Source organism: Clostridium sp. AM33-3 (genome assembly GCF_003480315.1).
In the GTDB taxonomy this organism is placed as follows: Bacteria; Bacillota; Clostridia; order Lachnospirales; family Lachnospiraceae; genus Brotaphodocola.
This window is the reverse complement of sequence record NZ_QUIV01000008.1, coordinates 14075-38243: the sequence shown is the minus strand read 5'-3', so window position 1 is coordinate 38243 and position 24169 is coordinate 14075. Positions and strand designations below refer to the sequence as shown.

General features: G+C 51.5%; 22 protein-coding genes. 17 read left to right on the top strand and 5 right to left on the bottom strand.

What is annotated here, in order from left to right; translation table 11 throughout:
• The 9 genes from DW819_RS06455 (at position 1) to DW819_RS06415 (ending at position 9657) form a co-directional block, all read left to right on the top strand.
• Complete coding sequence (locus DW819_RS06455) at positions 1–1803, top strand: glycerophosphodiester phosphodiesterase (protein WP_118732590.1); 1803 nt, start codon at positions 1–3, stop codon at positions 1801–1803.
• Positions 1804–1831: 28 nt separating this feature from the next.
• A complete protein-coding gene (dtd, locus tag DW819_RS06450) occupies positions 1832–2290 on the top strand; it encodes a D-aminoacyl-tRNA deacylase (RefSeq protein ID WP_118732589.1) in 459 nt (152 codons plus the stop codon).
• A 63-nt stretch (positions 2291–2353) separates the two neighbouring features.
• Positions 2354–3754 (top strand): aminopeptidase, encoded by a 1401-nt coding sequence (locus tag DW819_RS06445; RefSeq protein WP_118732588.1) that lies wholly within the window; start codon positions 2354–2356, stop codon positions 3752–3754.
• A 107-nt stretch (positions 3755–3861) separates the two neighbouring features.
• The gene (gene tig / locus DW819_RS06440; RefSeq protein ID WP_118732587.1) at positions 3862–4926 is read left to right on the top strand and encodes a trigger factor; all 1065 of its coding nucleotides are present in this window, start codon (positions 3862–3864) and stop codon (positions 4924–4926) included.
• 49 nt (positions 4927–4975) lie between these two features.
• A complete protein-coding gene (locus DW819_RS06435; RefSeq protein ID WP_118732586.1) occupies positions 4976–5563 on the top strand; it encodes a xanthine phosphoribosyltransferase in 588 nt (195 codons plus the stop codon).
• The gene (locus tag DW819_RS06430; protein ID WP_118732585.1) at positions 5560–6360 is read left to right on the top strand and encodes an HAD family hydrolase; all 801 of its coding nucleotides are present in this window, start codon (positions 5560–5562) and stop codon (positions 6358–6360) included. The genes DW819_RS06435 and DW819_RS06430 overlap by 4 nt, the downstream gene beginning before the upstream one ends.
• The gene (gene hemC, locus DW819_RS06425) at positions 6361–8943 is read left to right on the top strand and encodes a hydroxymethylbilane synthase (RefSeq protein WP_118732584.1); all 2583 of its coding nucleotides are present in this window, start codon (positions 6361–6363) and stop codon (positions 8941–8943) included.
• Positions 8940–9392, top strand: coding sequence for a bifunctional precorrin-2 dehydrogenase/sirohydrochlorin ferrochelatase (locus tag DW819_RS06420; RefSeq protein WP_118732583.1), 453 nt, complete (start codon positions 8940–8942; stop codon positions 9390–9392). The genes hemC and DW819_RS06420 overlap by 4 nt, the downstream gene beginning before the upstream one ends.
• Positions 9358–9657, top strand: coding sequence for a hypothetical protein (locus DW819_RS06415; protein ID WP_118732582.1), 300 nt, complete (start codon positions 9358–9360; stop codon positions 9655–9657). The genes DW819_RS06420 and DW819_RS06415 overlap by 35 nt, the downstream gene beginning before the upstream one ends.
• A gap of 68 nt (positions 9658–9725) precedes the next feature.
• On the opposite strand, the gene DW819_RS06410 is transcribed toward DW819_RS06415, so the two are convergent.
• The 4 genes from DW819_RS06410 to DW819_RS06395 form a co-directional block, all read right to left on the bottom strand.
• The gene (locus DW819_RS06410; RefSeq protein ID WP_118732581.1) at positions 9726–10142 is read right to left on the bottom strand and encodes an HI0074 family nucleotidyltransferase substrate-binding subunit; all 417 of its coding nucleotides are present in this window, start codon (positions 10140–10142) and stop codon (positions 9726–9728) included.
• On the bottom strand, positions 10123–10404 hold the full coding sequence (locus tag DW819_RS06405) for a nucleotidyltransferase domain-containing protein (RefSeq protein ID WP_118732580.1): 282 nt from the start codon (positions 10402–10404) through the stop codon (positions 10123–10125). Before DW819_RS06405 ends, DW819_RS06410 begins: the two co-directional genes overlap by 20 nt.
• Before the next feature lie 82 nt (positions 10405–10486).
• A complete protein-coding gene (locus DW819_RS06400; RefSeq protein WP_118732579.1) occupies positions 10487–11080 on the bottom strand; it encodes a LysE family transporter in 594 nt (197 codons plus the stop codon).
• Positions 11081–11142: 62 nt separating this feature from the next.
• A complete protein-coding gene (locus tag DW819_RS06395; protein WP_347560179.1) occupies positions 11143–12555 on the bottom strand; it encodes an alanine/glycine:cation symporter family protein in 1413 nt (470 codons plus the stop codon).
• Between the two features lie 160 nt (positions 12556–12715).
• Here DW819_RS06395 and DW819_RS06390 point away from each other — a divergent pair, with 160 nt between their 5' ends.
• The 3 genes from DW819_RS06390 (at position 12716) to DW819_RS06380 (ending at position 16806) form a co-directional block, all read left to right on the top strand.
• Complete coding sequence (locus DW819_RS06390) at positions 12716–13897, top strand: CCA tRNA nucleotidyltransferase (RefSeq protein ID WP_347560178.1); 1182 nt, start codon at positions 12716–12718, stop codon at positions 13895–13897.
• Positions 13898–13997: 100 nt separating this feature from the next.
• The gene (locus DW819_RS06385; RefSeq protein ID WP_118732577.1) at positions 13998–14975 is read left to right on the top strand and encodes a phosphotransferase; all 978 of its coding nucleotides are present in this window, start codon (positions 13998–14000) and stop codon (positions 14973–14975) included.
• Positions 14976–15069: 94 nt separating this feature from the next.
• The gene (locus tag DW819_RS06380; protein WP_118732576.1) at positions 15070–16806 is read left to right on the top strand and encodes a phospho-sugar mutase; all 1737 of its coding nucleotides are present in this window, start codon (positions 15070–15072) and stop codon (positions 16804–16806) included.
• 82 nt (positions 16807–16888) lie between these two features.
• Here the strand turns inward: DW819_RS06380 and DW819_RS06375 are convergent, their stop codons facing one another.
• On the bottom strand, positions 16889–18535 hold the full coding sequence (locus DW819_RS06375) for a L,D-transpeptidase (RefSeq protein WP_243025645.1): 1647 nt from the start codon (positions 18533–18535) through the stop codon (positions 16889–16891).
• A 178-nt stretch (positions 18536–18713) separates the two neighbouring features.
• On the opposite strand from DW819_RS06375, the gene DW819_RS06370 reads away from it, so the two are divergent.
• Genes DW819_RS06370 through DW819_RS06350 form a run of 5 tightly spaced genes read left to right on the top strand, consistent with a single transcriptional unit; the run spans position 18714 to position 24148 of the window.
• The gene (locus DW819_RS06370) at positions 18714–19751 is read left to right on the top strand and encodes a glycosyltransferase (RefSeq protein WP_347560177.1); all 1038 of its coding nucleotides are present in this window, start codon (positions 18714–18716) and stop codon (positions 19749–19751) included.
• A 17-nt stretch (positions 19752–19768) separates the two neighbouring features.
• A complete protein-coding gene (locus DW819_RS06365) occupies positions 19769–21223 on the top strand; it encodes a lipopolysaccharide biosynthesis protein (protein ID WP_118732575.1) in 1455 nt (484 codons plus the stop codon).
• Entirely contained in the window at positions 21220–22308 is a 1089-nt protein-coding gene (locus tag DW819_RS06360) for an ATP-grasp domain-containing protein (RefSeq protein WP_243025643.1), read from the top strand. The genes DW819_RS06365 and DW819_RS06360 overlap by 4 nt, the downstream gene beginning before the upstream one ends.
• Entirely contained in the window at positions 22305–23429 is a 1125-nt protein-coding gene (locus DW819_RS06355; protein ID WP_118732574.1) for a DegT/DnrJ/EryC1/StrS family aminotransferase, read from the top strand. Before DW819_RS06360 ends, DW819_RS06355 begins: the two co-directional genes overlap by 4 nt.
• On the top strand, positions 23426–24148 hold the full coding sequence (locus DW819_RS06350) for a glycosyltransferase family 2 protein (protein ID WP_118732573.1): 723 nt from the start codon (positions 23426–23428) through the stop codon (positions 24146–24148). Before DW819_RS06355 ends, DW819_RS06350 begins: the two co-directional genes overlap by 4 nt.
• The last annotated feature ends 21 nt before the right edge of the window (positions 24149–24169 follow it).

Here is a 24169-nt window from a genome sequence, read left to right as displayed (position 1 = left end):
ATGAAGATACTGACAAAAGATACCTGGCAGATTATACGGCAAAACTGGAAAAATATTCTTTTGTTCGAACTTTTATACCGTGGAATCACGACACCGGTTTATATGCGGCTTGTCAGCCGCGGGATCCGGCTGGCGTTGCGGGCAGCGGGGTACAGCTATCTGACACCGGCTAATATCGGAAATTTTCTGATACAGCCGGTAACGCTGCTTGCCTTTGCAGCAGCGGCGTTTGTCGGGATCCTGATCCTGTCACTGGAGACAGCCGGACTGGTTACGGCATTTCAGGGGTCAGCCTATTATCAGAAGCTGACCCCTTTGCATATCCTCTGGGGCGGTCTTCAGAAAATGAAGGATGAGATGGAAAAACGTAACTGGCAGCTGCCGCTGTTTCTGGCAGCCCAGTATCTGCTGATCCATCTGCCCTTTATCCTGAGAACCATAGTCCGTTATAAACCGGCCAATTTCATTTTTCAGGAATTGAAGAAACAGCCGGTGGCAGTGACCTTTCTGATCATCCTGCTGATCTTCGGGATTCTGGCAGTGATCCCACGGTCACTGACCGTGTATGGCTGCATGATCGAACAGAAGCATTTCCACAGCGGCGTGGTGCGCAGCTGGCAGATGACCCATAAACGTAAATGGAGGATTGCTTCTCTTGCCATGTTCTGGGAACTGGCGGTTATCCTGCTGGCTTCGGCTGTTTATGCAGTTTCGGTGTGCGTGGCGGCGGTCTGTGTGGTATATTTTTCCAGACAAAGCCTGGCAATGGCCGTGCTGCTTTCAGCGGCGGACCGTCTGGAGACCGGCATCATTTATCTGGCCTCCATGCTGGCATTTGTGATGGTATTTGCTGCGCTTTCCGTGGCGTATTACCAGTACGGGAACCGCAGATTTCATGCAGATCGCTGGGATTTCGGTTACCCGGCCAGGGGAAGCATAAACCGCAAGACGATGGCAATGGTGCTGGCAGCGCTGCTCAGTGTTGGACTGTTTTATATTTATGACCTGGTCCGCAATGGTTCCGAGCTTTCAGAGGAGCTTCTGATCGAGACTGAGATCACGGCACACCGCGGCAGCTCCGTGACTGCGCCGGAAAACACGATCCCGGCCATTGAGAAGGCCATGGAAGAGATGGCGGACAGTGTTGAGATCGATGTTCAGATGACTTCTGACGGTGTGATCGTACTGGGGCATGATGCCAGCCTAAAGCGGGTAGCAGGAGTAAACCGTTCCATTGCATCCATGACCTTTGCACAACTGGAACAGCTGGATGTGGGCTCCTGGTTTTCCAAAAGCTATGAGGGAACGCGGATCCCGGCTCTCAGCGAGGTGTTGGAACTATGCAGCCAGAAGATCGGTTTAAATATCGAGATCAAATACGTTGGAAAAAACAGTGAACTGCCGGAGAAGACTGCAGAGATGATCAAGGCCTATGGAATGGAGAATCAGTGTGTGGTAACTTCCACAAACCTTCCGTACCTGAGGCGGGTCAAAGCGGTTCTGCCGGAGGTGCGTACCGGATATATCATATCTGCGGCTTACGGAAATTTTTATTCCAGCGAGGATGTGGATTTCATCAGTATCCGCTCCGGCTTTGTGACGTCTGCGCTGATGCAGAATGCTCATGAACAGGGTAAAGCTGTCTATGCCTGGACCGTGAACAGCAAAAGTGAGCTGGAGCGGCTGACACTTCTCGGAGTAGATGGTATCATCACCGACCGGCCGGTCCTGGCCCGGGAGATCGTTTACCGTGAGGAGGCAACGGAGTCGCTGTTTGAATATCTGAAGCTGGTGCTTCGATAAAAATAAGAGAGTTACAGGAGATACAACCATGCGTGTAGTTTTACAGAGAGTGACACAGGCCAGTGTCAAAGTAGACGGTGAGGTCATCGGAGCCATCGGCAATGGTTTTCTGATCCTGCTTGGCGTTTCAGATGAAGATAATGAGACCGTGGCAGACAAGATGGCAGACAAGATCTGCAAGCTGCGGATCTTTGCGGATGAGAACGGAAAGACCAATCTGTCTCTGACGGATGTGGGCGGGGAACTTCTGGTGGTGAGCCAGTTTACTCTGTACGCAGACTGTCATAAGGGCAACCGGCCGAGCTTTGTCAGGGCGGGAGCACCGGATAAGGCGAACAGGATTTATGAATACTTTGTAGAGCGCTGTAAGCAGTACGTTCCGAAAGTGGAGCATGGAAGCTTTGGCGCAGATATGAAGGTAGAGCTGTTTAATGACGGACCGTTTACCCTGGTGCTGAATGCCGATGAGAACGGAATCGTTTCATAGTCAGATACAATAGAAAAAGGGCGTTCTGCCGGAAGCCGGCATGAGCGCAGAAGGAGAATAAGCATGAGTGAGAAGGAGAAAACAGCAGGCAGACTGCTGGAAGAGCAGCTGACATTTTGCTTTCCGCATATCGGGAAGGAAGCCCCTGGACAGATCGAAGAGGCGGCTGCATTCTGTGAGGGATACAAGGCATTTTTAAATGAAGGAAAAACAGAGCGGGAGTGCGTGGAGGCGGCTGTAAAGCGCCTGGAGGCAGCTGGCTACACAGCAGTCGATTTTACAAAACAGTATCAGCCGGGCGATAAGGTATATTTTGTGAACCGGAAGAAAGCCATCATCATGACCACCTTCGGCCAGAAGCCGCTGAAGGAGGGCGTGCGCATCAACGGCGCGCACATCGACTCCCCGCGCCTGGATTTAAAACCGAATCCGGTTTATGAAAAAAACGATATAGCATACTTTAAGACCCACTATTACGGCGGCATCCGCAAATACCAGTGGGGTACCACACCGCTTGCCATGCACGGTGTAGTCATTAAGAAAAACGGGGAAAGTGTAAAGATTTCCATCGGCGAACAGGATGGTGATCCGGTATTCTGTGTCAGCGACCTTCTTCCGCATCTGGCTGCAAAGCAGAATGAGAGAAAGCTGAGTGATGGATTAAAGGGCGAGGAGCTGAATGTCATCATCGGTTCTGTTCCGTTTGTGGATGATAGTGTAAAAGAACCGGTGAAGCTGATGGCGTTAAAGCTGCTGCACGAGAAATACGGTATTACCGAGGCAGATTTTTACCGTGCAGAGATCGAGATGGTTCCGGCACAAAAGGCAGTGGATGTCGGACTGGACCGCAGTATGATCGGCGCTTACGGGCAGGATGACCGCATCTGTGCCTATACCGCCATGATGGCTGAGATACAGGCAAAAACTCCGGAATACACCACCGTGACGGCTCTGGTAGATAAAGAAGAGATCGGTTCCGAGGGCAACACCGGTATGAATTCGGATTTCTTAAAGCATTATCTGGAGCGTCTGGCCCAGATGCAGGGTGCGGATGTCAAGGATCTGTGCCAGCATACACTGTGCCTTTCCTCTGATGTAAACGCAGCCTATGATCCAACCTTCGGGGATGTGTTTGAGGCAAACAACTCCTGCTACATCAATAAAGGCTGCGTACTGACCAAATACACCGGTGCCCGCGGCAAATCTGCGTCCAACGATGCAAGCGCAGAGACCATGGCGAAGGTGATCGGAATTATGGAGGAGAATGGCGTGTACTGGCAGGCAGGTGAGCTTGGTGCGGTAGACCAGGGCGGCGGTGGAACCATTGCCAAGTATGTAGCGCATATGGACATCGATGTAGTAGATCTTGGTGTGCCGATTCTTTCCATGCATGCTCCGTTTGAGCTTTCCTCCAAGCTGGATGTGTACAATACATACAAAGCCTTCTGTGCATTTTACAAATAATGAACGAGACCTGAAAAATTTATGAAATTGTCGTGAAATGCTTTTTTTAACGGCCACAATATGCTATAACATATAGAAATATAGAAAGGCAAAATGAGGAAGATATTATGAAAAAATATGTGAGACTGACCCTTTGCTGCGCGGCAGCCGTAATGCTGGCATCAGGATGCGGCAAAAAGTCAGATACAGTTGAGGAGACCACCACCGCTGCAAGTGAGACCCAGGCAGAGATCACCGATAAAGGGGAAGTGACAAACCTTGGCCAGTACAAAGGTGTTGAGGTTACCAAGCAGGATACCACGGTGACAGAGGCGGATCTTGACCAGCGGATCGCAAGCATTCTGAAGGCGAATCCGGAGGTGACCGAGATTACAGACCGTCCGGCCCAGAAGGGTGACACGGTCAATATTGACTATGTTGGCATGAAGGATGGTGAGGCTTTTGATGGCGGCACCGCAGAGGGCTATGATCTGGAGCTTGGTTCTGGCGTGTTCATTGACGGATTTGAGGATGGACTGATCGGAGCAAATACAGGCGAGGAGCGCAGTCTGAACCTGACCTTCCCGGAGGACTATGCCAATGCAGATCTTGCCGGACAGGCCGTTGTGTTTGATGTAACCGTAAACAAGATTGAGGAGAAGAAAAACGCGGTATTAGATGACGCATTTGTACAGCGCGTTTCTGATTTCTCTACGGTAGACGAGTTTAAGGCAGACACCATGGAAACTCTTCAGAAGGAGAAGGAGCAGAGCGCGGCACAGCAGGTTGAGGATGACGCATTTGCGGCAGCTATGGACAACTCCGAATACAGCTTAAATGAGGCTGCAGTGGAGCAGCAGTATAACAACCAGGTAAGCTATTATGAGAATATGTTCTCCTCTTATGGCTTCACCATGGAAAGCTACGCGGAGATGATGGGTCAGACAGAGGATGAATTCAAGGCAACCTTACATACTGCAGCGGAAAATGCCATTAAACAGCAGCTTCTGATCGCTGCGGTAGCAGAAAAAGAGGGATTTACCGTGGATGACGCAGATCGTGAGAGCCTTGCAGAGCGCTATGGTACTGACGTAAAGACTCTGCAGGACACTTATGGCGCTGACATGGTAGATGAGACTGCTATGATCTACAAAGTAGTTGAATTCATCGGCAAAAATGCCGTTGTAAAATAAATACAGAATCCAAACATAAAATACCAGAAAATATAAGGGGGATATCCAGATGCAGCTCTTAAAGGACAGAATTCGGAAGGATGGAAAGATCAAAGCAGGAAACGTATTAAAGGTAGACAGTTTTTTGAACCACCAGATGGACACCGATCTTTTTGTGGAGATCGGTAAGGAGTTCAAACGCCGCTTCGCCGACTGTGAGATCAACAAGATCCTTACGATCGAGGCATCCGGGATCGGTATTGCCTGTGTCGTGGCACAGCAGTTCCATGTGCCGGTTGTATTTGCAAAGAAAACCCAGACCAAAAATATTGCAGGTGATGTTTATACCAGCAAGGTAGAGTCCTATACTCATGGACGTGTTTATGACATCATCGTCTCCAAAGAGTTCCTTGGAAAGGGTGATAAGGTTCTTCTGATCGATGATTTCCTGGCAAACGGAAAGGCGCTGGAGGGACTGGCAGCTGTGGTTGAGGAGTCTGGAGCAGAGCTGGTAGGCGCAGGCATCGTGATCGAGAAAGGCTTCCAGGTAGGCGGAGACATCATTCGTTCAAAGGGAATCCGTCTGGAATCTCTGGCAATTGTAGAGAGCATGGATGAGAAGAACGGAACCATCGTCTTCCGTGGAGATGAAGCGTGAGTAAAAGAAAAGCCCTGTTTTTTGACATTGACGGTACGCTGCTCAGCGAGGTGACAAAAACGGTCCCGGAAAGCGCAAAGAAGGCTCTTTCCCTGGCTCGTTCTCTGGGGCATCTGGTATTTATCAACACTGGGCGCTCATACGGAGAGATTGGACAGGTCCGCCATATTGCGGAGGTTGACGGCTGGCTCTGCGGCTGCGGCACCTATGTGGAATCTGAGGGAAAGACCCTGTTAAATCGGCTGATGTCGGTGCAGCAGGTGCAGCGGATCGCCCGCCTTGCAGTAGACTGCGACGCAGATATTTTCCTGGAGGGTCCGGGGGTGTGCTACTACTGCAGCCAGTCCGGGCGTATGCCCTTTGGCCAGCAGCTGCGGAAAAATTTCGGAAATACCATTGAATGGCTGGATCCGGAAGCAGTATGCGGCGAAATCAACAAGTTCTGTATTCTGACAGACTCACAGAGTGACCGCGCCGGGCTGTTCCGGGACCTGGATCTGGACATCGCGGTGATCGACCGTGGCGAGGGCTTTTATGAGTGTGTTCCGGAAGGATTTACCAAGGCAACGGCCATTGATGTGGTGCTGGAGACCTACGGACTGACTCTGGAGGATGCCTATGTCTTCGGAGACAGTACTAATGATATTGCCATGTTTGAGCATGTACCGAATGCGGTACTCATGGGAAAACACAGCCCGGAGCTGGAGCCCTATGCCAGTTTCCTGACAAAAAACGTAGAGCAGGATGGCATCTGGTATGCCATGGAGAAGCTAGGATTATTGAGTGAGGAAGTATAAATGAATAACAACACATTGCGGATCGGAACAAGAAAGAGCCGGCTGGCAATGGTTCAGACGGAAATTGTGCGGGAAGTGATTCTGGCACATTTTCCATTTTTAGAGATCGAAATCGTGCCCATGAGCACAAAGGGCGATAAAATTCTGGACCGTTCCCTGACCAGCTTTGGCGGAAAGGGTGTATTTACCAAGGAACTGGAGGACGCGCTTTTAAAGGGCGAGATTGATCTGGCTGTTCACAGTGCAAAAGATATGCCGATGGAATTTCCGAAGGGTCTGACAGTGGGGGCGGTTCTCTCCCGCGAAGATGCGTCGGATGTGATGGTGACAACAGACGGGACGCCGGTCAGGGACATGATACCGGGCAGTGTGATCGGGACCAGTTCTCTGCGCCGCCAGATCCAGATCCGGCAGATGAATCCACAGGTGAAGGTAAAGCTTCTTCGCGGAAATGTGCAGACACGGCTCGAAAAATTGAAGAGTGGACAGTATGATGGAATTCTGCTGGCTGCGGCAGGGCTGAACCGGCTGGGGATTGGTGGAGAAAATCTGGCTTCCGGGGCAGGTTCGGAGCGGTCCGGGAAGCTGTGCATGGCGGAAGCGCAGACAGAAGCTGCAGATCCCCTGTATTTTGAACATCTGCCGATGCAGCAGTTTGTTCCGGCGGCCGGTCAGGGCATTCTGGCAGTGGAAATCCGTCAGGGCGAGCTGACCGAGATCATGCGGGCAATTCATTCTGTGGAAACTGAGGCGGAACTGACTGCGGAGCGGGAATTTCTGACTATTCTTGGCGGAGGCTGCAACGCACCGTGCGGAGCACACTGCAGGCTGGATGAGGCAGAAAACAAGCTTTCCATGCATGTGATGTATGCAAGGGACGGTGTGCATCCGGAGTACCGGAGTGAAGCGGTGCTACTGGATGGCAGCTTGAAGGATTTGCCGGAACAGCAGCGGAAATGGGAGCAGGCGCAGACTGCTGCTACAGGAGCAACCTGTGCAGAAAGTACGGAATCTGTGCGAATGACACTGCTTACAGATGCGAAGAAGCTGGCCCGCGACCTGGCAGTTCTGGTGCGCTGCAAACCGGTCTATCTGGTGGGCGCGGGTCCGGGAGACACAGGACTCTTTACAGAGAAAGGACTGGACTGTGTGCGCCGGGCGGACGTGATCGTCTACGATAACCTGATCTCCGGTTCAATTCTGAATGAAGCCCGGCTGGATGCGGAGCTGATCTACGCGGGGAAGCGCTCCGGAAGCCACCATATGAAGCAGGAGGAAATCTCAGCCCTTCTGGTGAAGAAAGCCCTGGAAGGATACTCAGTGGTGCGCTTAAAAGGCGGCGATCCGTTTATTTTCGGGCGCGGCGGAGAGGAAGCGCTGGAATTGTCGAAAATGGATATCCCCTTTGAGATTGTGCCTGGAGTTTCTTCCTCCTACAGTGTTCCGGCCTATGCCGGAATTCCGGTGACCCACCGGGGAATGGCCTCCTCTTTCCATGTGATCACCGGTCATGAGGATGGCAATAAGACAAGTTCCGCGCTGGATTACCAGACCCTTGCAAAGGAAGAGGGAACGCTGGTCTTTCTAATGGGACTGAAAAACCTGGACAAGATTGCAGACAACCTTATTGCAAACGGAAAGGATCCGAAGACTCCGGCGGCGGTGCTGGAGCGGGGAACGACTGCGGCGCAGAGAAGTGTAAGGGCGGATCTGGCGCATATCGCGGAGGCGGCAGAGAAAGCAGGACTCAGAACCCCGGCCATTTCCGTGATTGGTCCGGTGGTGGAATTAAAGGATACCCTGTCCTGGTTTGGGCGGGGTGTACTGTCCGGAAGACGGATTATGGTTACGGGCACCAGGGCTTTTGCACGGGAGATGGAGGAAGCTTTCCAGCCGCTGGGAGCAGAGCTGGTGGCTTTAAGTCTGATAGAGGTACGTCCGCTTTGGAATGAACGGATTGCTGAGACGCTAAGGCAGCTTGGCAATTACCAGTGGATCGTATTTACCAGCGGAAACGGTGTGGAGCTGTTCTTCGCCTTACTCCGGGAACAGGGCATCGATCTACGTCGGCTGATGCAGGTGAAGTTTGCCGTAATTGGGCGGAAAACAGCAGAGATTCTGCTACGGCATGGCTTCCGGAGTGATTTTGTGCCGGAGCAGTTTTCCGGGGCAGATCTGGCAGCAGAATGGATCCCGACCTTAAAATCGTATGAGAAGGTGGCATTATTCCGGGCAGAAAACGGATCCCATGTGTTAACGGAGGCGCTGGCAACGGCCGGAATTCCCTATGATGATATTGGACTTTATGAGACCTGGACCGATCTGCGCCGCCAGGAAGAGTTAAACCGTGTGATCAGTGAAGTGGATTATGTGACGGTGGCCAGCAGCTCTGCAGCCCAGGCGCTGGCGGCGATGCTGGAGCCGGAACAGCGGAAGAAACTGACTGCAAAGCTCATTTCCATAGGTCCGTCCACCACAAAGACCATGGAGAAGCTTGGCCTGCCGGTGTATGCGGATGCCGTGGAGTACACAGCGGAAGGTATGGCGTCAGTAATCCGGGCAGATGTGGAGGAAATGCTTTGAACTTTCCCTTGTTTATAAACTTGAAGGATAAAAAGGTACTGATCGTGGGCGCCGGAGCCATTGCGGCCCGACGCGCCACGGTGCTTACGGAATTTGGCGCAGAGGTGATGGTGGTGGCACCGGCGGCAGGAGACAGCGTGCGGGAACTCGCAGAAGCAGGCCGCCTTGTTTGGAAACGTCACGCATTTTGTGAGCAGGATCTGGAAGCCTTGAACCGGTCCTTCCTTGTCATCGCAGCCACCAGTGATCGGGCGGTGAACGACCACATTGTACAGCTCTGCCATGAGCGGCATATCCCGGTCAATCACGCCGGAGACCAGACTCAGTGCGATTTCCAGTTCCCGGCCATTGTGCGGAACGATCCGGTGGTGATTGGTGTGAATGCCGGAGGAAAAGACCATGGGCTGGTAAAGCGTGTGGCAGCAGAACTGCGGGAGTGGATGGCATGACGATCAAGGATCTGGCCAGAAACGTGTGATCGCGGCGGCGGTCCTTGGTCTTAAAGGTCAGGGCATCCAGATCGCAAATCCGGAGTCCGCATTTCTGGAAATGGACACCGTGAAACGGGTTGTGTTTCATGGCGCGGAAACATTTTTCGGCGGCTATTTCCTTGGGATTCCGGCAGTTGCGGTTGGCACAATGCTTCTGATCGTGGTATCGCTTGCGACAGGCGGAAAAGCACAGGAAAACGTAGGGGGAGATTTTTTTGAGTGATACATAAAAAGACCTTAGCGTTCACAAATCAGTGAATGGTAAGGTCCTTTTGGGTTTTGAGAACCGTTTTAAGAAGATTGAGATGTCTGCAAATAAGTTTCGGCAACTTTTTGAAAATGTAGAAACAGCGGATAGTATACATTGATAATATCTCTGAATTTCTCGGAAGCAAAACTTCCGTCATAGTCATGTGCAAGCTGATTTCGGGTTTTCAGCATCTGCATCCAGGTGTCATCGTCGATCAGACGGTTGGTGAATGCCTGCTGCAGAGTCTCTCTCGGAGAACCGGTGGCAAAATCCAGAATTCCCATATTTTTCACCAGAATATCTTTCATGACTTTCCAGGCAATGTCGAAGGTGAGACTGAAATTAAGAACGGTTCCCTCCAGAACAAAATCAGCGGACGGATCAGCATATCGGCTTTTTTCCAAATTTTTTAAGCTTTTGCAGAATGTGTTGTAGCGATTAATAGATTTGTTTTCCATATTTTCTGATATCCTCCAATAAATACTCGTTGTGGATGCTGTCGAAATCAAAAATATCGATTTTACGAAGGGTATCGATGCTTTCCAGATCTTTCTCCAGTTTTAGAATATCGCTGCAGCCATAAACAACGAAGTCAATGTCGCTGGTAGGAGTGGCGGTTCCGGTGGCAAAGGAACCAAAAAGATCCAGGCGGGTAACGTGATTGCGCCTGCAAATAGCGGAAACTTTTTCGATTAATTCCGGAATAGGCATAACATTCATAATTCAAACTCCCTTCAGATTCCCTGGAACTCATTATAAAAGATTCTGTTCGAGATTACAACACATTGCTGGGCAGGTATGCCTAAAATGCACCGGTGATCCGCAGTGAACACCACACCAGGAGCAATGCCATAACAGCATTCATCAGCTTATAGTAGTTGCTGTAAAATTGCTTCAGCACATTTCCTGCAAATGCCCAGATTAGGTTTCCGAGTGCGCCAAGGATCATCAGATAAACGGCAAAGAAAAAGAGCATGTGGATTCTGGATTCGTAAGGAAGGATGTAAGCGGAAAACATGGTAAGTCCGTAAATGATGATCTTCACATTGACCAGCTGCAGGATAAAACCCATAAGCCAGGTTGGCTTTTTCTCCTGGACCTGGTCGGATGGAGGACGCCGCTTTAAAGTCTGCCAGGCCAGATACAAAATATAGGCTGCTCCGAGATACTTCATGACAGGCTGGATTCCTGGGATCACTGTGCCGAGTGTACTGCAGAAAAACCCGGAAAGACACATCAGCGTGAGGGAACCGCTCCAGATGCCGGTCATAAAGCTCAGGTTGCCGGACACCCCGTACTTGCTTGCCGTGGAAAGCAACAGGATATTGTTGGGGCCCGGTGACCACACGGTGAGAATGGCGGAAATGGTCATCTCGATCAGGACAGACAGCGGCATGAATGATTCCCCCTTTTTTCTCGAAACTCTATAAATTCTGTAATAGCTTCATATTTTCATGATTACTGCAAATGTTTCTTCTCTTCATACTGTTTTAATAATTCCAGTGCTTCCTTTGACATCGGATATAGCACCGCAATATTAAACAGCGTCATCAGTCCGATCCCGACATCGCCCAGATCCCAGACAACCGTGTACTGCTCAAGGCCACCGATAAACAGCATGATAAGAGCCAGCACCTTGTAGGCAGTCTGGTAACACCAGCGGTTTCCAAAGAGGTATGCCACGTTGGAACGGGCGTAGAAGAGAATGCCGATGAAGGTGGAGAAGCTGAACAAAGCCAGGGTCACTGCAATAAAAATGACACCGGCATATCCCAGGTGGTACTGCATGGCGGTCTGCAGGAGATCCATGCCGGCAAGGCCGCCTGTCAGCTCTTCCGGAACCAGCAGCATGATCATGGCAGTGCAGCTGCAGATTACAAGGGTGTCAATCAGAACGCCAAGCGACTGGGTCAGACCGGTATGGACCGGATCTTTGCTCTGGGCGGCGGCAGCCGCGCAGGGAGCGGAGCCGGAACCAGCTTCATTGGAAAACAGGCCGCGTTTGACTCCGTTCATAAGAACAGCTCCAAAACTGCCGGATACCGCCTGACGCATGCCGAAGGCCTCTGAAAAGATACGGCTGAATACGGACGGAAGCTTTGGCAGATTGACCAGGATGATGAACAATGTAAGCAGGAAAAAACCAACCGCCATGATCGGAACCATAATATCCAGAACTTTTATGGTTGCGTTTTTCCGAAGCACAATGACTGCAGCCAGTAATACCAGAAGGATCGTGGTGACGATGGGCGGAATCCGGAATGCGTTGGCAAAAGCAGAGCTTACGGAATTGCTGATTACCTGGCTGATGCCGCACCAGCAGATCAGGCCGGAGATGGCAAACAGGGAGGCAGTCAGGGAATGTCTGAGGGTTTTTCCGGTTTTTGCTTCGACAAAATGGTGAATGTAGTAAGCCGGTCCTCCGTGATAGCCGCCGTAAAGAGGGTCCGGTTCTTTGTATTTTTGTGCCAGAGCAGCTTCTACAAAGGCAGTAGAAGCACCGAGAAGGGCAGTCACCCACATCCAGAATACGGCACCGGCACCCCCCAGGGAAACTGCAGCTACGACGCCTACCAGATTTCCCATGCCAACACGGGTGGCAGTGGAGATGATGAGCGTCTGAAATGAGGACAGGCTGTCCGGCGTTTCTTTTTTCTCTTTCAGGGCTTTCATCATGTCAGAGAACAGGCGAACCGGAAGCAGCCGGGTACGGATGGTAAAGTAGACTCCGGCCGGGATGAGCAGCAGAAGCATCAGGGAGATGCCCACAGAGCTTCCCATGACCGGAAGGGTAAACAGATCACCCCACAAAAAGGTATAAACGGTTTCAATGAGCTTTGTAATCAATGGTAAAAATCCTTTCTGAATCATGTTTTGGCAGCTGCGCAGGGAGGCGCAGCTGCTGCAATGCCTCTATTATATAATTTGTAGCGCAGTTTGTAAATCCGGAAGTCATTCTTGTTTTTTTTCAGGATGACCTTTATAATGATTCTGAAATGTTGGAACAAACAGGAAAGAGAGAATTTACGATATGAACAGCATGCAGATTCCTGCCCATGTGGAGCAGATCATTCATACGTTAAACAGCCACGGCTACGAGGCCTTTGCAGTAGGCGGCTGTGTGCGTGACACCCTGCTTGGACGCAAACCCGGTGACTGGGATATTACTACTTCTGCAAGGCCGGAGCAGGTAAAGGCATTGTTCCGCCGAACCATCGACACCGGCATTCAGCACGGCACAGTAACTATCATGATGGACCGCACCGGTTATGAGGTGACGACATATCGCATTGACGGTGAGTATGAGGATGGACGTCATCCAAAGCAGGTGGAATTTACTTCAGATCTTCTGGAAGACCTGCGCCGCAGGGATTTTACCATCAATGCCATGGCCTACAGTCATGCGACCGGGATCGTGGATGCCTTTGACGGTGTGGCAGATTTAAAAGCCCGCCGTATCCGCTGTGTGGGCAATGCCATGGAGCGCTTTACGGAGGATGCGCTGCGCATTTTACGTGCTATCCGTTTTTCCGCGCAGCTTGATTTTGAGATTGAGAAAGAAACCTTTGAAGCAATTTCCGTGATCGCACCGAATCTGGCAAAGGTGAGCAAGGAGCGCATCCAGATGGAGCTTACAAAGCTTCTCTGCTCTGAGCATCCGGAAAAGATCCGCGAAGTCTATGAGACCGGCATCAGTACTTATGTGTCACCGGCCTTTGCCGCGTTGGACTGGCAGAATGCCCGGGTATCTGCAGCGCTGCCGAAAGAAAAATATGTGCGCTGGGCAGCCTTTCTTCGCTGTGGAAACAGTCCGGAAAACGCAGTGCGGGTACTTCGGGATTTAAAGCTGGACAATGAAACGGTCTCCAGGGTAAAGACCCTGGTGACCTGGGCAGATGTAACTCCTGCGGCCGATGAAGCTGAGGTACGCCGTATGATGAGCTGCATGGAGCCGGAGGTCTGGGACAGTCTGATGGAGTTAAATGGCTATGGAACGGAAATTCGTGCTCTGGTTGCCCTGATCCGCGGGCGCGGCGACTGCTTAAGCTTAAAAGAGCTTGCCGTAAAGGGCCAGGATCTCATTGCTACCGGGGTGAAGCCGGGCAAGGAGATGGGTACCATGCTGCATGAGTTGTTAGAGCATGTGCTTGAGGTGCCGAAGGATAATGAGAAGGAGACGTTGCTGAAGCTTCTTGCAGATATGCACAGATAGGAAATTTATGGCAGAAACGTATAATCCCTGAAATCTTTTCATAGGTTGGAGAGTAACAGTTGCGGCGCCGGACCGCCGCGCATGAAGTGGAGGGGTGAGCGTGAATGACAGCTATCTGGAGGTCTTAAAGCAGTACGAGGGAGAGGTGACAGGTGTCCGGCGCGGACGGGGTGCATGGATCTGTGAGTACCCGGACGGGCCCCGGCTTTTAAAAGAGTACCGGGGAACAGTAAAGCGCCTTGAATTTGAGGACGCGGTGCTGGGACAGCTGGAACAGCAGGGGCTCTGCAGGACAGACCGTTATGTGAGAAATCTGGAAGATGGTCTGGTGACAGCAGGGCTGGATGGAGTAAAATACATTCTGAAGCGCTGGTTTTTGGAGCGTGAATGCAGCCTTAGGGACCGGCGCGAGATCCTTTTTTGTGCCAGACAGATCGCGCAGCTTCACCGGGGACTGCAGGAAATTCCCTGGCAGGAGGAATGGAACTTAGGATCTACGGTTGTACCGGCTTTGTCGGAGGAGATGGCGCGCCACAGCCGGGAGATGAGGCGGGTGAGAAATTTTATCCGGGGAAAACGCAGGAAAACAGAATTTGAGTTACAGGTCATGCAGAGCTTTGATGCGTATTACGCCCAGGCTCTGGAGGCAGAAAAGGGGCTGGAGCCGCTGGATCAGAATCAGGCGGGAAACCGGCTCTTTTTGTGTCACGGGGATTTAGACCAGCATCATATTTTACCAGGAGATCAGGAGGCAGTGTTCATTGAATTCAGCCAGATGCATCTGGGACATCAGGTGAGCGATCTGTACCGGTTTATGCGGAAGGTTATGGAGAAGCATGGCTGGGATGAATATCTGGGATGCTCTATGCTGGATGCTTATGATGCCATGCTTCCCATGAGCCGCAATGACCGGCGCTGCCTGTATTTTCTGTTTTTATACCCGGAGAAATACTGGAAGCAGTTAAACTATTATTACAATGCCAACAAGGCCTGGATCCCGGAGAAAAATATGGAAAAATTAAAGACGCTGGAGTCGCAAAGGGAGGCAAGAAGGAGATTTCTGTCGAGAATAAAATAGGTACCACAGACAGGTTCATCTTCCTTTTTTTCCCGCACTGCGGTATAATTAAAACAGTTTTAAATATGAGGGAGCACAGGAGGAATGTGTTTTTATGAAAGACTACATGAAGATTTACCGGGAATGGCTGTCCAATCCGTATTTCGATGAGGATACCAAGGCAGAGCTGAAGGCGATTGAGCATGATGAAAACGAGATTAAAGAACGTTTTTATATGGATCTGGAGTTCGGTACCGCAGGACTGCGCGGTATTATCGGCGCCGGTATTAACCGCATGAACATCTATGTGGTACGCCGCGCGACCCAGGGTCTCGCAAACTACATCATCAGGCAGGGCGGCAGTAAGAAGGGCGTTGCTATCGCCTACGATTCCAGACACATGTCTCCGGAGTTCGCTGATGAGGCAGCACGCACCCTGGCAGCAAACGGTATCAAGGCTTATAAGTTTGAGTCCCTGCGTCCGACTCCGGAGCTCTCCTTTGCAGTGCGCGAGTTAGGCTGCATTGCCGGCATTAACGTAACCGCAAGCCACAACCCGCCGGAGTATAACGGCTATAAGGTATACTGGGAGGACGGCGCTCAGTTTACTCCGCCGCATGACAAGGGTGTAACGGAAGAGGTTCTGGCCATTGAGGATCTGTCCACCGTGAAGACCATGAGCGCAGAGGATGCTATGGCGGCCGGTCTTTATGAAGTGATCGGCAAAGAAATTGATGACAAATACATCGCTCATGTAAAAGCACAGGTTGTAAACCAGGATGCCATCGACAAGATGCAGAAAGACATCACCATCGTTTACACCCCGCTCCATGGAACCGGTAACATCCCGGTACGCAGAGTGCTGAAGGAAATCGGCTTTGAGAATGTATATGTTGTACCGGAGCAGGAGCTTCCGGATGGCGATTTCCCGACCGTAAGCTATCCGAACCCGGAGGCAGCAGAGGCGTTTGCCCTCGGCTTAAAGCTGGCTGAGGAGAAGAACGCAGACCTGGTTCTGGCAACCGACCCGGATGCAGACCGTCTTGGCGTTTATGTAAAAGATACCAGATCTGGCAAGTACATTTCCCTGACCGGTAACATGTCCGGTTCCCTGCTGTGTGAGTATGTCCTGAGCCAGAAGGCAGCCAAGAATGCAATCCCGGCAGACGGCGAAGTGGTGAAATCCATCGTCAGCACCAACCTGATCGATGCAGTGGCAGCTTCCTACAACTGCAAGCTGGTAGAGTGCCTGACCGGATTTAAGTGGATTGGCCAGCAGATCTTAAAAGAGGAGCGCACCGGTGTTGGTCATTATATGTTCGGTATGGAAGAGAGCTACGGCTGCCTGATCGGCACCTATGCCCGCGATAAAGACGCGGTTTCCGCAACCGTTGCCCTGTGCGAGGCTGCAGCATACTACAAGACCAGAAACATGACCCTGTGGGATGCAATGGTAGCAATGTATGAGAAATACGGCTACTACAAGGATGCAGTCAAGTCCATCGGACTGTCCGGCATTGAGGGTCTGGCAAAGATCCAGTCCATCATGGAGCATTTCCGTAACAACACTCCGGAAGGTTTCGGCGAGTATAAGGTACTTTCCGCAAGAGACTACAAGAACGACACTATCCGCGACATGGCTACCGGTGAGGTAACCCCGACCGGCTTGCCGTCCTCCAATGTGCTCTATTACGACATGAACGACAACGCATGGCTTTGCATCCGTCCGTCCGGCACCGAGCCGAAGATCAAGTTCTACTACGGAATTAAGGGAACTTCCTTAGAGGACGCAGACGCGAAGTCCGAGGCACTTGGAAAAGCATTGATGGCAGAAGTGGACAAGCTGCTGTAAATTAAGAATACGTGATACAGAAAAATCCCCCGTGAACTGCCAGGCAGCTCACGGGGGATTTTTTTGTGCTTTTACAGGAAATTTACTGATTCTGGAATTTTGCCAGGATCCGTGCGGTTTCTGCATTGATCATATCCTGGGTTACGTTCGGGTCACTCGGATCCCAGGTCTGCTCAAACGGAATCTCTGCTGCAATGGTCGGACGCTCAAACGGGCCTGCAACGGAAGAATTGTAAACCTGTACGGTAGTTCCCAGTGCACAGTGGTCATAAACCCATTTTGCGTCACCGCTCACCAGTCGGATGCAGCCTGCGGAACGGGCGATACCCATGTTGTTGTAGGTGCTTGCCCATACAGTCATCGGGTTTGCGGCATCGTAGATGATGGAGTGGATCAGAATCGGAAGTCCTGCACCGAGACGGGTTGCATACTGGGTGTATACATCATGGATCATCAGTCTCCAACGGTATTTTTCCGGAGTCTTGAAGGTGCCGACCGGGGTATCATCACCAACGGAGGTCAAGAAGGATTTTACCGGGATGATGTAGCCGTTTCCGCCATCCTGTGCGTAAATGGTCATGCAGTTCATTTCCTTGTTGATCTTGATGAGATACGGACCATCGCTGCCAAGCAGGGATTCGACATCGCTCCACATCCGGCCGTCTTCTCCGAAGTAGTATTTCAGGCCGTCGATGTACTGCCAACCGGTTACCGGAACGGAGTCCTTAAAGTAGTAGCGGTCACTGCCAAGCCAGCCCCAGCCGGTGTAGCTGTCGCCGTTGCCGTGGATATAGCGCATCTGGCCGTCTACATACTGGATGCCATCTGCATGGGCAGATTTTAAGGTGTTGGAGGTGTCAAGGCCGCTGGCGGTATTTTTGGCGAAATAAGCAAGACGGAAACCGGTCAGGTAAAGTCCGGTGTTCATGGTACCTACGGTCTCGCCGTTTTTACCCCATCCGGTCTGGGTGCCGTCGCTTAACAGGGCAGAATAGTAAATGTCATACTGGTCATTCACCGGGCCTGCGAAGCGGTACTGGATGGCCTCAACCGGATGCCAGGCATTGCCGTCAAAGAACGTCTGCTGACCGTTTAATGCCCAGCCGGTCCAGCCGGTGGAGGAGTTATAAGCGCGGTACAGCACGTTTCCGAAGATATTTTCCAGAAAGGTGGAAATGGAAGAAAACGGCACGCCGTCGGTTGAGATCTGCTGGTCGTTGACAAAGGCGCCGGACCAGTTATGGCTGTCATTTAAGAGAACTGTAGTCTGCAGGCGCGGCTGACGCAGAGGAACGGAAAGGGGGCCGGTGTGGCTGGCTTCTGCTTCAGCCTCAGCGGCAGCCTGCTCAGATTCCAGCTGGTTTGCCTGATCCTCGGTCAGGGCATTGTCCTGGCCGCTCGTAACGTCCTGGGAAGCTTCGGAAGCCGGGGCGGATTCCGGTGCGGTGGTCTGCACGTTCTCTGCCTGGGATGCGCCTGAAGTTTCCGTGGTGGTGGAACCGGGAGCTTCCGTGGAGAATGTGTGGCCGTCAGAAGTGGTTTCTGTGGAAGCTGCAGTGCTTCCCGGACCGACAGCTCCCGGACCGGTCACCGCGGTCTTTTTGGTAGTGTCAATGACGCCGCTGGTTGCTGCGGTGGCATCTGTTGCCGCAAGGGCGCTGGTAACAGATCCGGCCATCATTATGCCAGCCATCAGCAGTGCGAATCCTGCTTTTGTATGTTTACGCATGGTTAAAAAACCTCCTGAAAATAATAAATATACCATTCATTGTTAATCTATCATAAATAGGGTGAAAAGACCATATCTGATTTACAATTTATTGGCAATCATGTAAAATAAAAGGGATTAGCAATAAAAATGTAAGGGAATTGTCACAGAGTTGGGAAGAAAAGGAAAAAACAGGATCATGATGGTGCACGAAGAAAAAAAGGATATGGAAAATAAAAGGAGGGAACCTGGTTTTGAAGCAGAGTGCAAAGGCTCCGGCATTATGGTCAGTGTCTGCTGTATCACATACAATCAGGTCTCCTATATCCGGGACGCGCTGGAGGGCTTTGTAAACCAGCAGACAGATTTTGCCTATGAGGTCCTGATCCACGATGATGCGTCCTCAGATGGAACGGCAGAGATCATCCGTGAGTACGCAGAACGGTATCCGGACCGGATATTCCCAATCCTGCAAACGGAAAACCAGTACTCAAAGGGACTGACCAACGTCAGCGGAACCTTCAATTTTCCGCGTGCCAGAGGAAAGTATATTGCCATGTGTGAAGGGGACGACTACTGGACCGATATGCACAAGCTTCAGAAACAGGTGGATTACCTGGAAGCGAATCCGGGCTGTTCTCTTTGTTTCCACAGCGCAAAGATCGAGGTGCAGGGAAAGGCACTGACGGAGCATGCCATGCGTCCCTATAAGGGCAGCCGCATGATCTCTCCGGAGGAGATCATTGACAAGACCTCCGGATATCCCACGGCATCCCTGATGTTTTACCGGGAAATGGTAGCGGAGCTGCCGGAATTTTATAACAACGCACCCATCGCGGATATTCCGCTGCAGCTGCTTTCTGCAAACCGCGGCTGGGCCTGGTACATGGATGAACCCATGTGTGTGTACCGCCTGGGCGGTGCGGCTTCCTGGACTACTCTCATGAAGCAGGGGGATTACGAGAAAAAGCAGCAGGATTATGCGGAGGCCATGACGGCAATGTATCATGGCTTTGATGCTTTCAGCGGAGGCCGGTTCCACAACACGGTGGAGCATGCCATCCGGCGGCTTCTGTTCCTGACCCGGGTGAACACCAAACATTATGAAACTGTATTAAATAAGGAAAACCGGGAATTTTACCGGGAACTGAATGCAAGGACAAGGTTTTTTATCCGGTTTGAGACTTCGGCACCAAAACTGTATGGGTGGCTGCAGAAGCAGTTTCACCAGAAATAAAATCGAAAGAGATCATTATGAGTAACGAAACAGGAATGAAAAATAAAGTGGCAAGCGGACTGTTCTGGAAGCTTCTCGAAAACGGAGGAGCCCAGGGCATCCAGTTTGTGATCGCGATTCTTTTAGCCAGGCTGTTAACTCCGGCGGAGTACGGTGTGGTGGGGATCATCATGATCTTTATCACCATTGCAAATGTATTTGTCCAGAGCGGTTTTTCCACGGCTCTGGTGCAGAAAAAGCAGGCTGACGAGGTGGATTTCTCATCGGTCTGCTATTTTGAACTTGCGGCATCGGTTGTATTTTATGCGTTGCTGTATCTGGCGGCGCCGGCTATCGCGGAGTTTTACGCAATCCCGGTATTAAAGCCCATTGTGCGGGTACTGGGTATCGTGCTGTTTCCGGGGGCAGTCATCTCAGTGCAGACGGCCTATGTGTCCCGGAACATGGAGTTTCGGGGACTCTTTTTTTCCACCCTGGCTGCTTCTGCCATTTCCGGCGTCATCAGTATTTTCATGGCATATCGGGGATTTGGTGTGTGGGCTATGGTATGGCAGCAGATTAGCTACTACATCAGTCTGATGGTCGTGCTGTTCCTTACGGTTTCCTGGAAGCCGGGCCTGTGCTTCGGCTTTGACCGGATCCGGACCATGTTTGCCTTTGGATGGAAGCTTCTCTGCGCTTCCTTGTTAGATACGGTATTTAATAATCTGTATGGACTTTTGATCGGAAAGATATATAATGAAGAGTTGTTGGGCAGCTACAACCGCGGAGAACAGTTTCCAAAGCTGATCGCCACCAACCTGGGGGCGGCCATTCAGGCGGTGCTGCTTCCGGCTTTTTCTGCCTGTCAGGATGACAGGGATAAGGTGCGGGATATGGTGCGCCGGGCCATCCGCTTAAGTTCCTTTGCGGTGATCCCGATGCTCATGGGACTGTTTGCGGTGGCGGATACGCTGGTACTTGCCCTTCTGGGAGAAAAATGGCTGATCTGTGTACCATTTTTGCGGATCATGTGTGTTTCCTACTGCTTCTGGCCGATTCATATTACGAATCTGCAGGCCATCAACGCAGTGGGACGCAGCGATATCTTTTTAAAGCTGGAGCTGGTGAAGAAGGCTTTGAGTATTCTGGCCCTGGTCATCGGCATGCAGTTCAATGTGTTTATCATGGTGTGCATCAAGGCATTTCAGGATTTCGTGTGCACCTTTGTCAATGCGGCGCCGAACAAAAAGCTGCTTGGCTATGACATTGCCCACCAGTGGATGGATGTGGCCCCTCCGGCTGCATTATCTGTTGTGATGTGCGGAGCTGTCATGGTCTTTGGCACGTGGCTTCCGCCTATGTCGGTATGGCTGAAGCTGGTACTGCAGATCGTTTGTGGGGCCTTTGTATACATTGTGCTGGCGGAAGCCTTCCGCCTGGAAAGCTTCTGCTTTCTGGCAGGCATGGTAAAGGAGAGGCTGAAAAAATGATGGAGAATGAGGTTATGAAAAAAACAGTGATCGTTACGGCTATCGGGTCGTTTTCTGCCCAGAACGTGATTTCTGCCTGCCACAAGGCAGGTATGCGGGTTGTGGGCTGCGATATATACCCGGCTGAGTGGGTGGTAAACTCCCGGGATGTGGATGTATTTTACAGGGCCCCCTACGCCACCGGCCGGGAACAGTATCGGAATTTTCTGAAAGAGCTTTGTAAAAAAGAACAGGCCAGCGTGCTGATGCCGCTGACTGATGTGGAAATTGACGTGATCCAGCAGTGGAGGACAGAGCTGGCGGAGGATTTCAAAATGCTGGACGCAGAGGTCTGGCTTTCCGATGCTTCTGCTGTCAGCCTTTGCCGGAATAAGGAGAAGATGGAAGTGTTCCTGCGGGAGCGGAAGCTCTGCCGGACCATTCCGGGTGTGCGGCTGGCAGAGCTTGAAACCATGTTGTGTTCCTATCCGCTGGTGGCCAAGCCCTTTGACGGGCGGAGCAGCCAGGGCCTCCGGATCCTGGAATCCAGAGAGGATCTGGAATTCCTGCTGCATACCTGTAGCGAGGAGCAGAAACAGCAGTATCTGGTGCAGCCGAAGATCGACGGACATGTTATCACTGTGGATGTGGTGAGAAATCCGGAAACCGGACAGATATCCTGCCTGCCGAGGCGGGAGCTTCTGCGCACCTTAAACGGTGCGGGAACCTCAGTCTGCGTATTCCGAAACGGACTGCTGGAGCAGCAATGCCGGGATATTGCGGAAGCGGTGGGTATCCGGGGCTGTGTAAATATGGAATTTATCGAGGCAGATCAGGAAAAGAACGAGTATTATTTCCTGGAATGCAATCCGCGGTTTGCGGGCGGTGTGGCATTTTCCGGCGCTGCAGGCTACGATATGGCAGATGCCCATATACGCTGCTTTACCGGAGAAAAACTGGATGAGCTGTCCGTGACCGGCGAGCAGTACATTGCAAGACGGTACGCGGAGTATTCCATGAACAGCCAGGATAAAGCAGCTGGCGCAGGGCAGACGGACAGCCCGTGCAATGCCACAAGTCAGGCGAAGGGAGAGAATGACAGATGATAAAACGACATGAAGAGCCGGTTATGGTGACCCGTTCATCACTGCCGCCTCTGGAAGAATATGTGGAAATGTTAAAGCCCATCTGGGACAGCGCCTGGCTGACCAACATGGGCGAATACCATGAAACCTTAAAGGAAAAACTGAAAGCATACTTAAAAACGCCGAATCTGGAGCTGTTTGTCAACGGCCATATGGCGCTGGAGCTGACGCTGCAGGCCATGAAGCTGACCGGTGAGGTTATCACGACTCCCTTCAGCTTTGCCTCCACCACCCACGCTATCGTGCGAAACGGCCTGACTCCGGTATTCTGTGATATCAATGAGGAAGACTATACCATCGACGTGGACAAACTGGAAAGCCTCATCACGGAGAAGACCTCCGCAATTGTTCCAGTCCATGTATATGGAAATCCCTGCGATGTAAAGCGCATTCAGGAGATTGCGGACCGTCATGGCTTAAAGGTCATTTATGACGCAGCCCACACCTTTGGTGAGGAGCTTGATGGCGTTGGTATCGGTGAGTTTGGCGATGCCTCCATGTTCAGCTTCCATGCCACCAAGGTATTTCACAGCATCGAGGGCGGCGCGGTGGCATTTCATGACCCGGAATTAAAGGATCTGCTGTATCAGCTCAAAAACTTCGGCATTACCGGTTATGAGCAGGTGGAGTATGTGGGTGCCAACGGAAAGATGAATGAGTTCCAGGCGGCCATGGGCCTCTGCAACCTGCGCCATGTGGACGCGGACATTGCTAAGAGAAAAGTTCTGACAGAGCGTTACCGGGAGCGCCTGGGCGGCGTGGAAGGCATCCGTCTCTGCAAAGAAAAGGCTGGCGTGCGTTACAATTATGCTTACATGCCGGTGGTGTTTGAGGGCTACGGCGCAGACCGGGACGAGATCTTTGCGGCGCTGAAGGAGTACAACATCTTTGCTCGCAAGTATTTCTATCCGTGCATCAACGATTACGCATGTTACCGGGAACAGTTCTCTTCGGATGACACACCGGTGGCAAAGCGGATCGCCTCTGAGGTGCTGACACTGCCGTTATACCCGGATCTTTCCCTGGAAACAGTGGACGAGATCTGCGATATCATACTGAAATGTGGAGAAAAGTCGAAATGAACAAGGTGCTGATCGTGATTCCCGCCTATAATGAGGAAGCGAATATCGAGAATGTGGTACGGGAGCTGGAGGATAAGTATCCGCAGTTTGATTATATTGTGGTCAATGACGGCTCCAGAGACCGGACAGCAGCCATTTGCCGGGAAAACGGTTTCAACCTGCTGGATCTTCCGGTGAATCTGGGCCTTGCAGGCTGCTTTCAGGCAGGAATGAAATACGCTTACCATAAAGGATATGAATATGCCATCCAGTTTGATGGTGACGGGCAGCACCGGCCGGAGTTCATTGAGCCTATGATGGAAAAGATGAAAGAGGGCTATGAAATTGTCATCGGAAGCCGGTTTGTGAATGCGAAGAAGGACTGGTCCATGCGTATGCTGGGAAGCCGTCTGATTGAAATGGCCATCCGCCTGACAACGGGCGTGACAGTCAACGATCCGACCTCCGGCATGCGGATGTTCGATCGGGAGATGATCAAAGAATTTGCCCTGAACTTAAACTACGGACCGGAGCCGGATACCGTGTCTTACCTGTTAAAGCAGGGAGCAAGGGTGGCCGAGATTCCGGTGCACATCGCGGAGCGGGCTGGTGGCGAGAGCTATTTAAAGCCGATGGTGGCTGTGCGGTATATGGCTCGGATGCTTCTGTCGATTTTGCTGATCCAGAATTTCCGGAACAGTTCAGCCATGCGCCGTGACAGAAGCAGCCAGAGAATATAAACGTAACGGAGTACAATCACT

Coding starts and splice junctions, on each gene's coding strand:
- DW819_RS06455 (WP_118732590.1), top strand. CDS start 1: ATGAAGATACTGACAAAAGATACCTGGCAGATTATACGGCAAAACTGG.
- dtd (WP_118732589.1), top strand. CDS start 1,832: ATGCGTGTAGTTTTACAGAGAGTGACACAGGCCAGTGTCAAAGTAGAC.
- DW819_RS06445 (WP_118732588.1), top strand. CDS start 2,354: ATGAGTGAGAAGGAGAAAACAGCAGGCAGACTGCTGGAAGAGCAGCTG.
- tig (WP_118732587.1), top strand. CDS start 3,862: ATGAAAAAATATGTGAGACTGACCCTTTGCTGCGCGGCAGCCGTAATG.
- DW819_RS06435 (WP_118732586.1), top strand. CDS start 4,976: ATGCAGCTCTTAAAGGACAGAATTCGGAAGGATGGAAAGATCAAAGCA.
- hemC (WP_118732584.1), top strand. CDS start 6,361: ATGAATAACAACACATTGCGGATCGGAACAAGAAAGAGCCGGCTGGCA.
- DW819_RS06410 (WP_118732581.1), bottom strand. CDS start 10,142: ATGGAAAACAAATCTATTAATCGCTACAACACATTCTGCAAAAGCTTA.
- DW819_RS06405 (WP_118732580.1), bottom strand. CDS start 10,404: ATGAATGTTATGCCTATTCCGGAATTAATCGAAAAAGTTTCCGCTATT.
- DW819_RS06400 (WP_118732579.1), bottom strand. CDS start 11,080: ATGCCGCTGTCTGTCCTGATCGAGATGACCATTTCCGCCATTCTCACC.
- DW819_RS06395 (WP_347560179.1), bottom strand. CDS start 12,555: ATGATTCAGAAAGGATTTTTACCATTGATTACAAAGCTCATTGAAACC.
- DW819_RS06390 (WP_347560178.1), top strand. CDS start 12,716: ATGAACAGCATGCAGATTCCTGCCCATGTGGAGCAGATCATTCATACG.
- DW819_RS06380 (WP_118732576.1), top strand. CDS start 15,070: ATGAAAGACTACATGAAGATTTACCGGGAATGGCTGTCCAATCCGTAT.
- DW819_RS06375 (WP_243025645.1), bottom strand. CDS start 18,535: ATGCGTAAACATACAAAAGCAGGATTCGCACTGCTGATGGCTGGCATA.
- DW819_RS06370 (WP_347560177.1), top strand. CDS start 18,714: ATGATGGTGCACGAAGAAAAAAAGGATATGGAAAATAAAAGGAGGGAA.
- DW819_RS06365 (WP_118732575.1), top strand. CDS start 19,769: ATGAGTAACGAAACAGGAATGAAAAATAAAGTGGCAAGCGGACTGTTC.
- DW819_RS06360 (WP_243025643.1), top strand. CDS start 21,220: ATGATGGAGAATGAGGTTATGAAAAAAACAGTGATCGTTACGGCTATC.
- DW819_RS06355 (WP_118732574.1), top strand. CDS start 22,305: ATGATAAAACGACATGAAGAGCCGGTTATGGTGACCCGTTCATCACTG.
- DW819_RS06350 (WP_118732573.1), top strand. CDS start 23,426: ATGAACAAGGTGCTGATCGTGATTCCCGCCTATAATGAGGAAGCGAAT.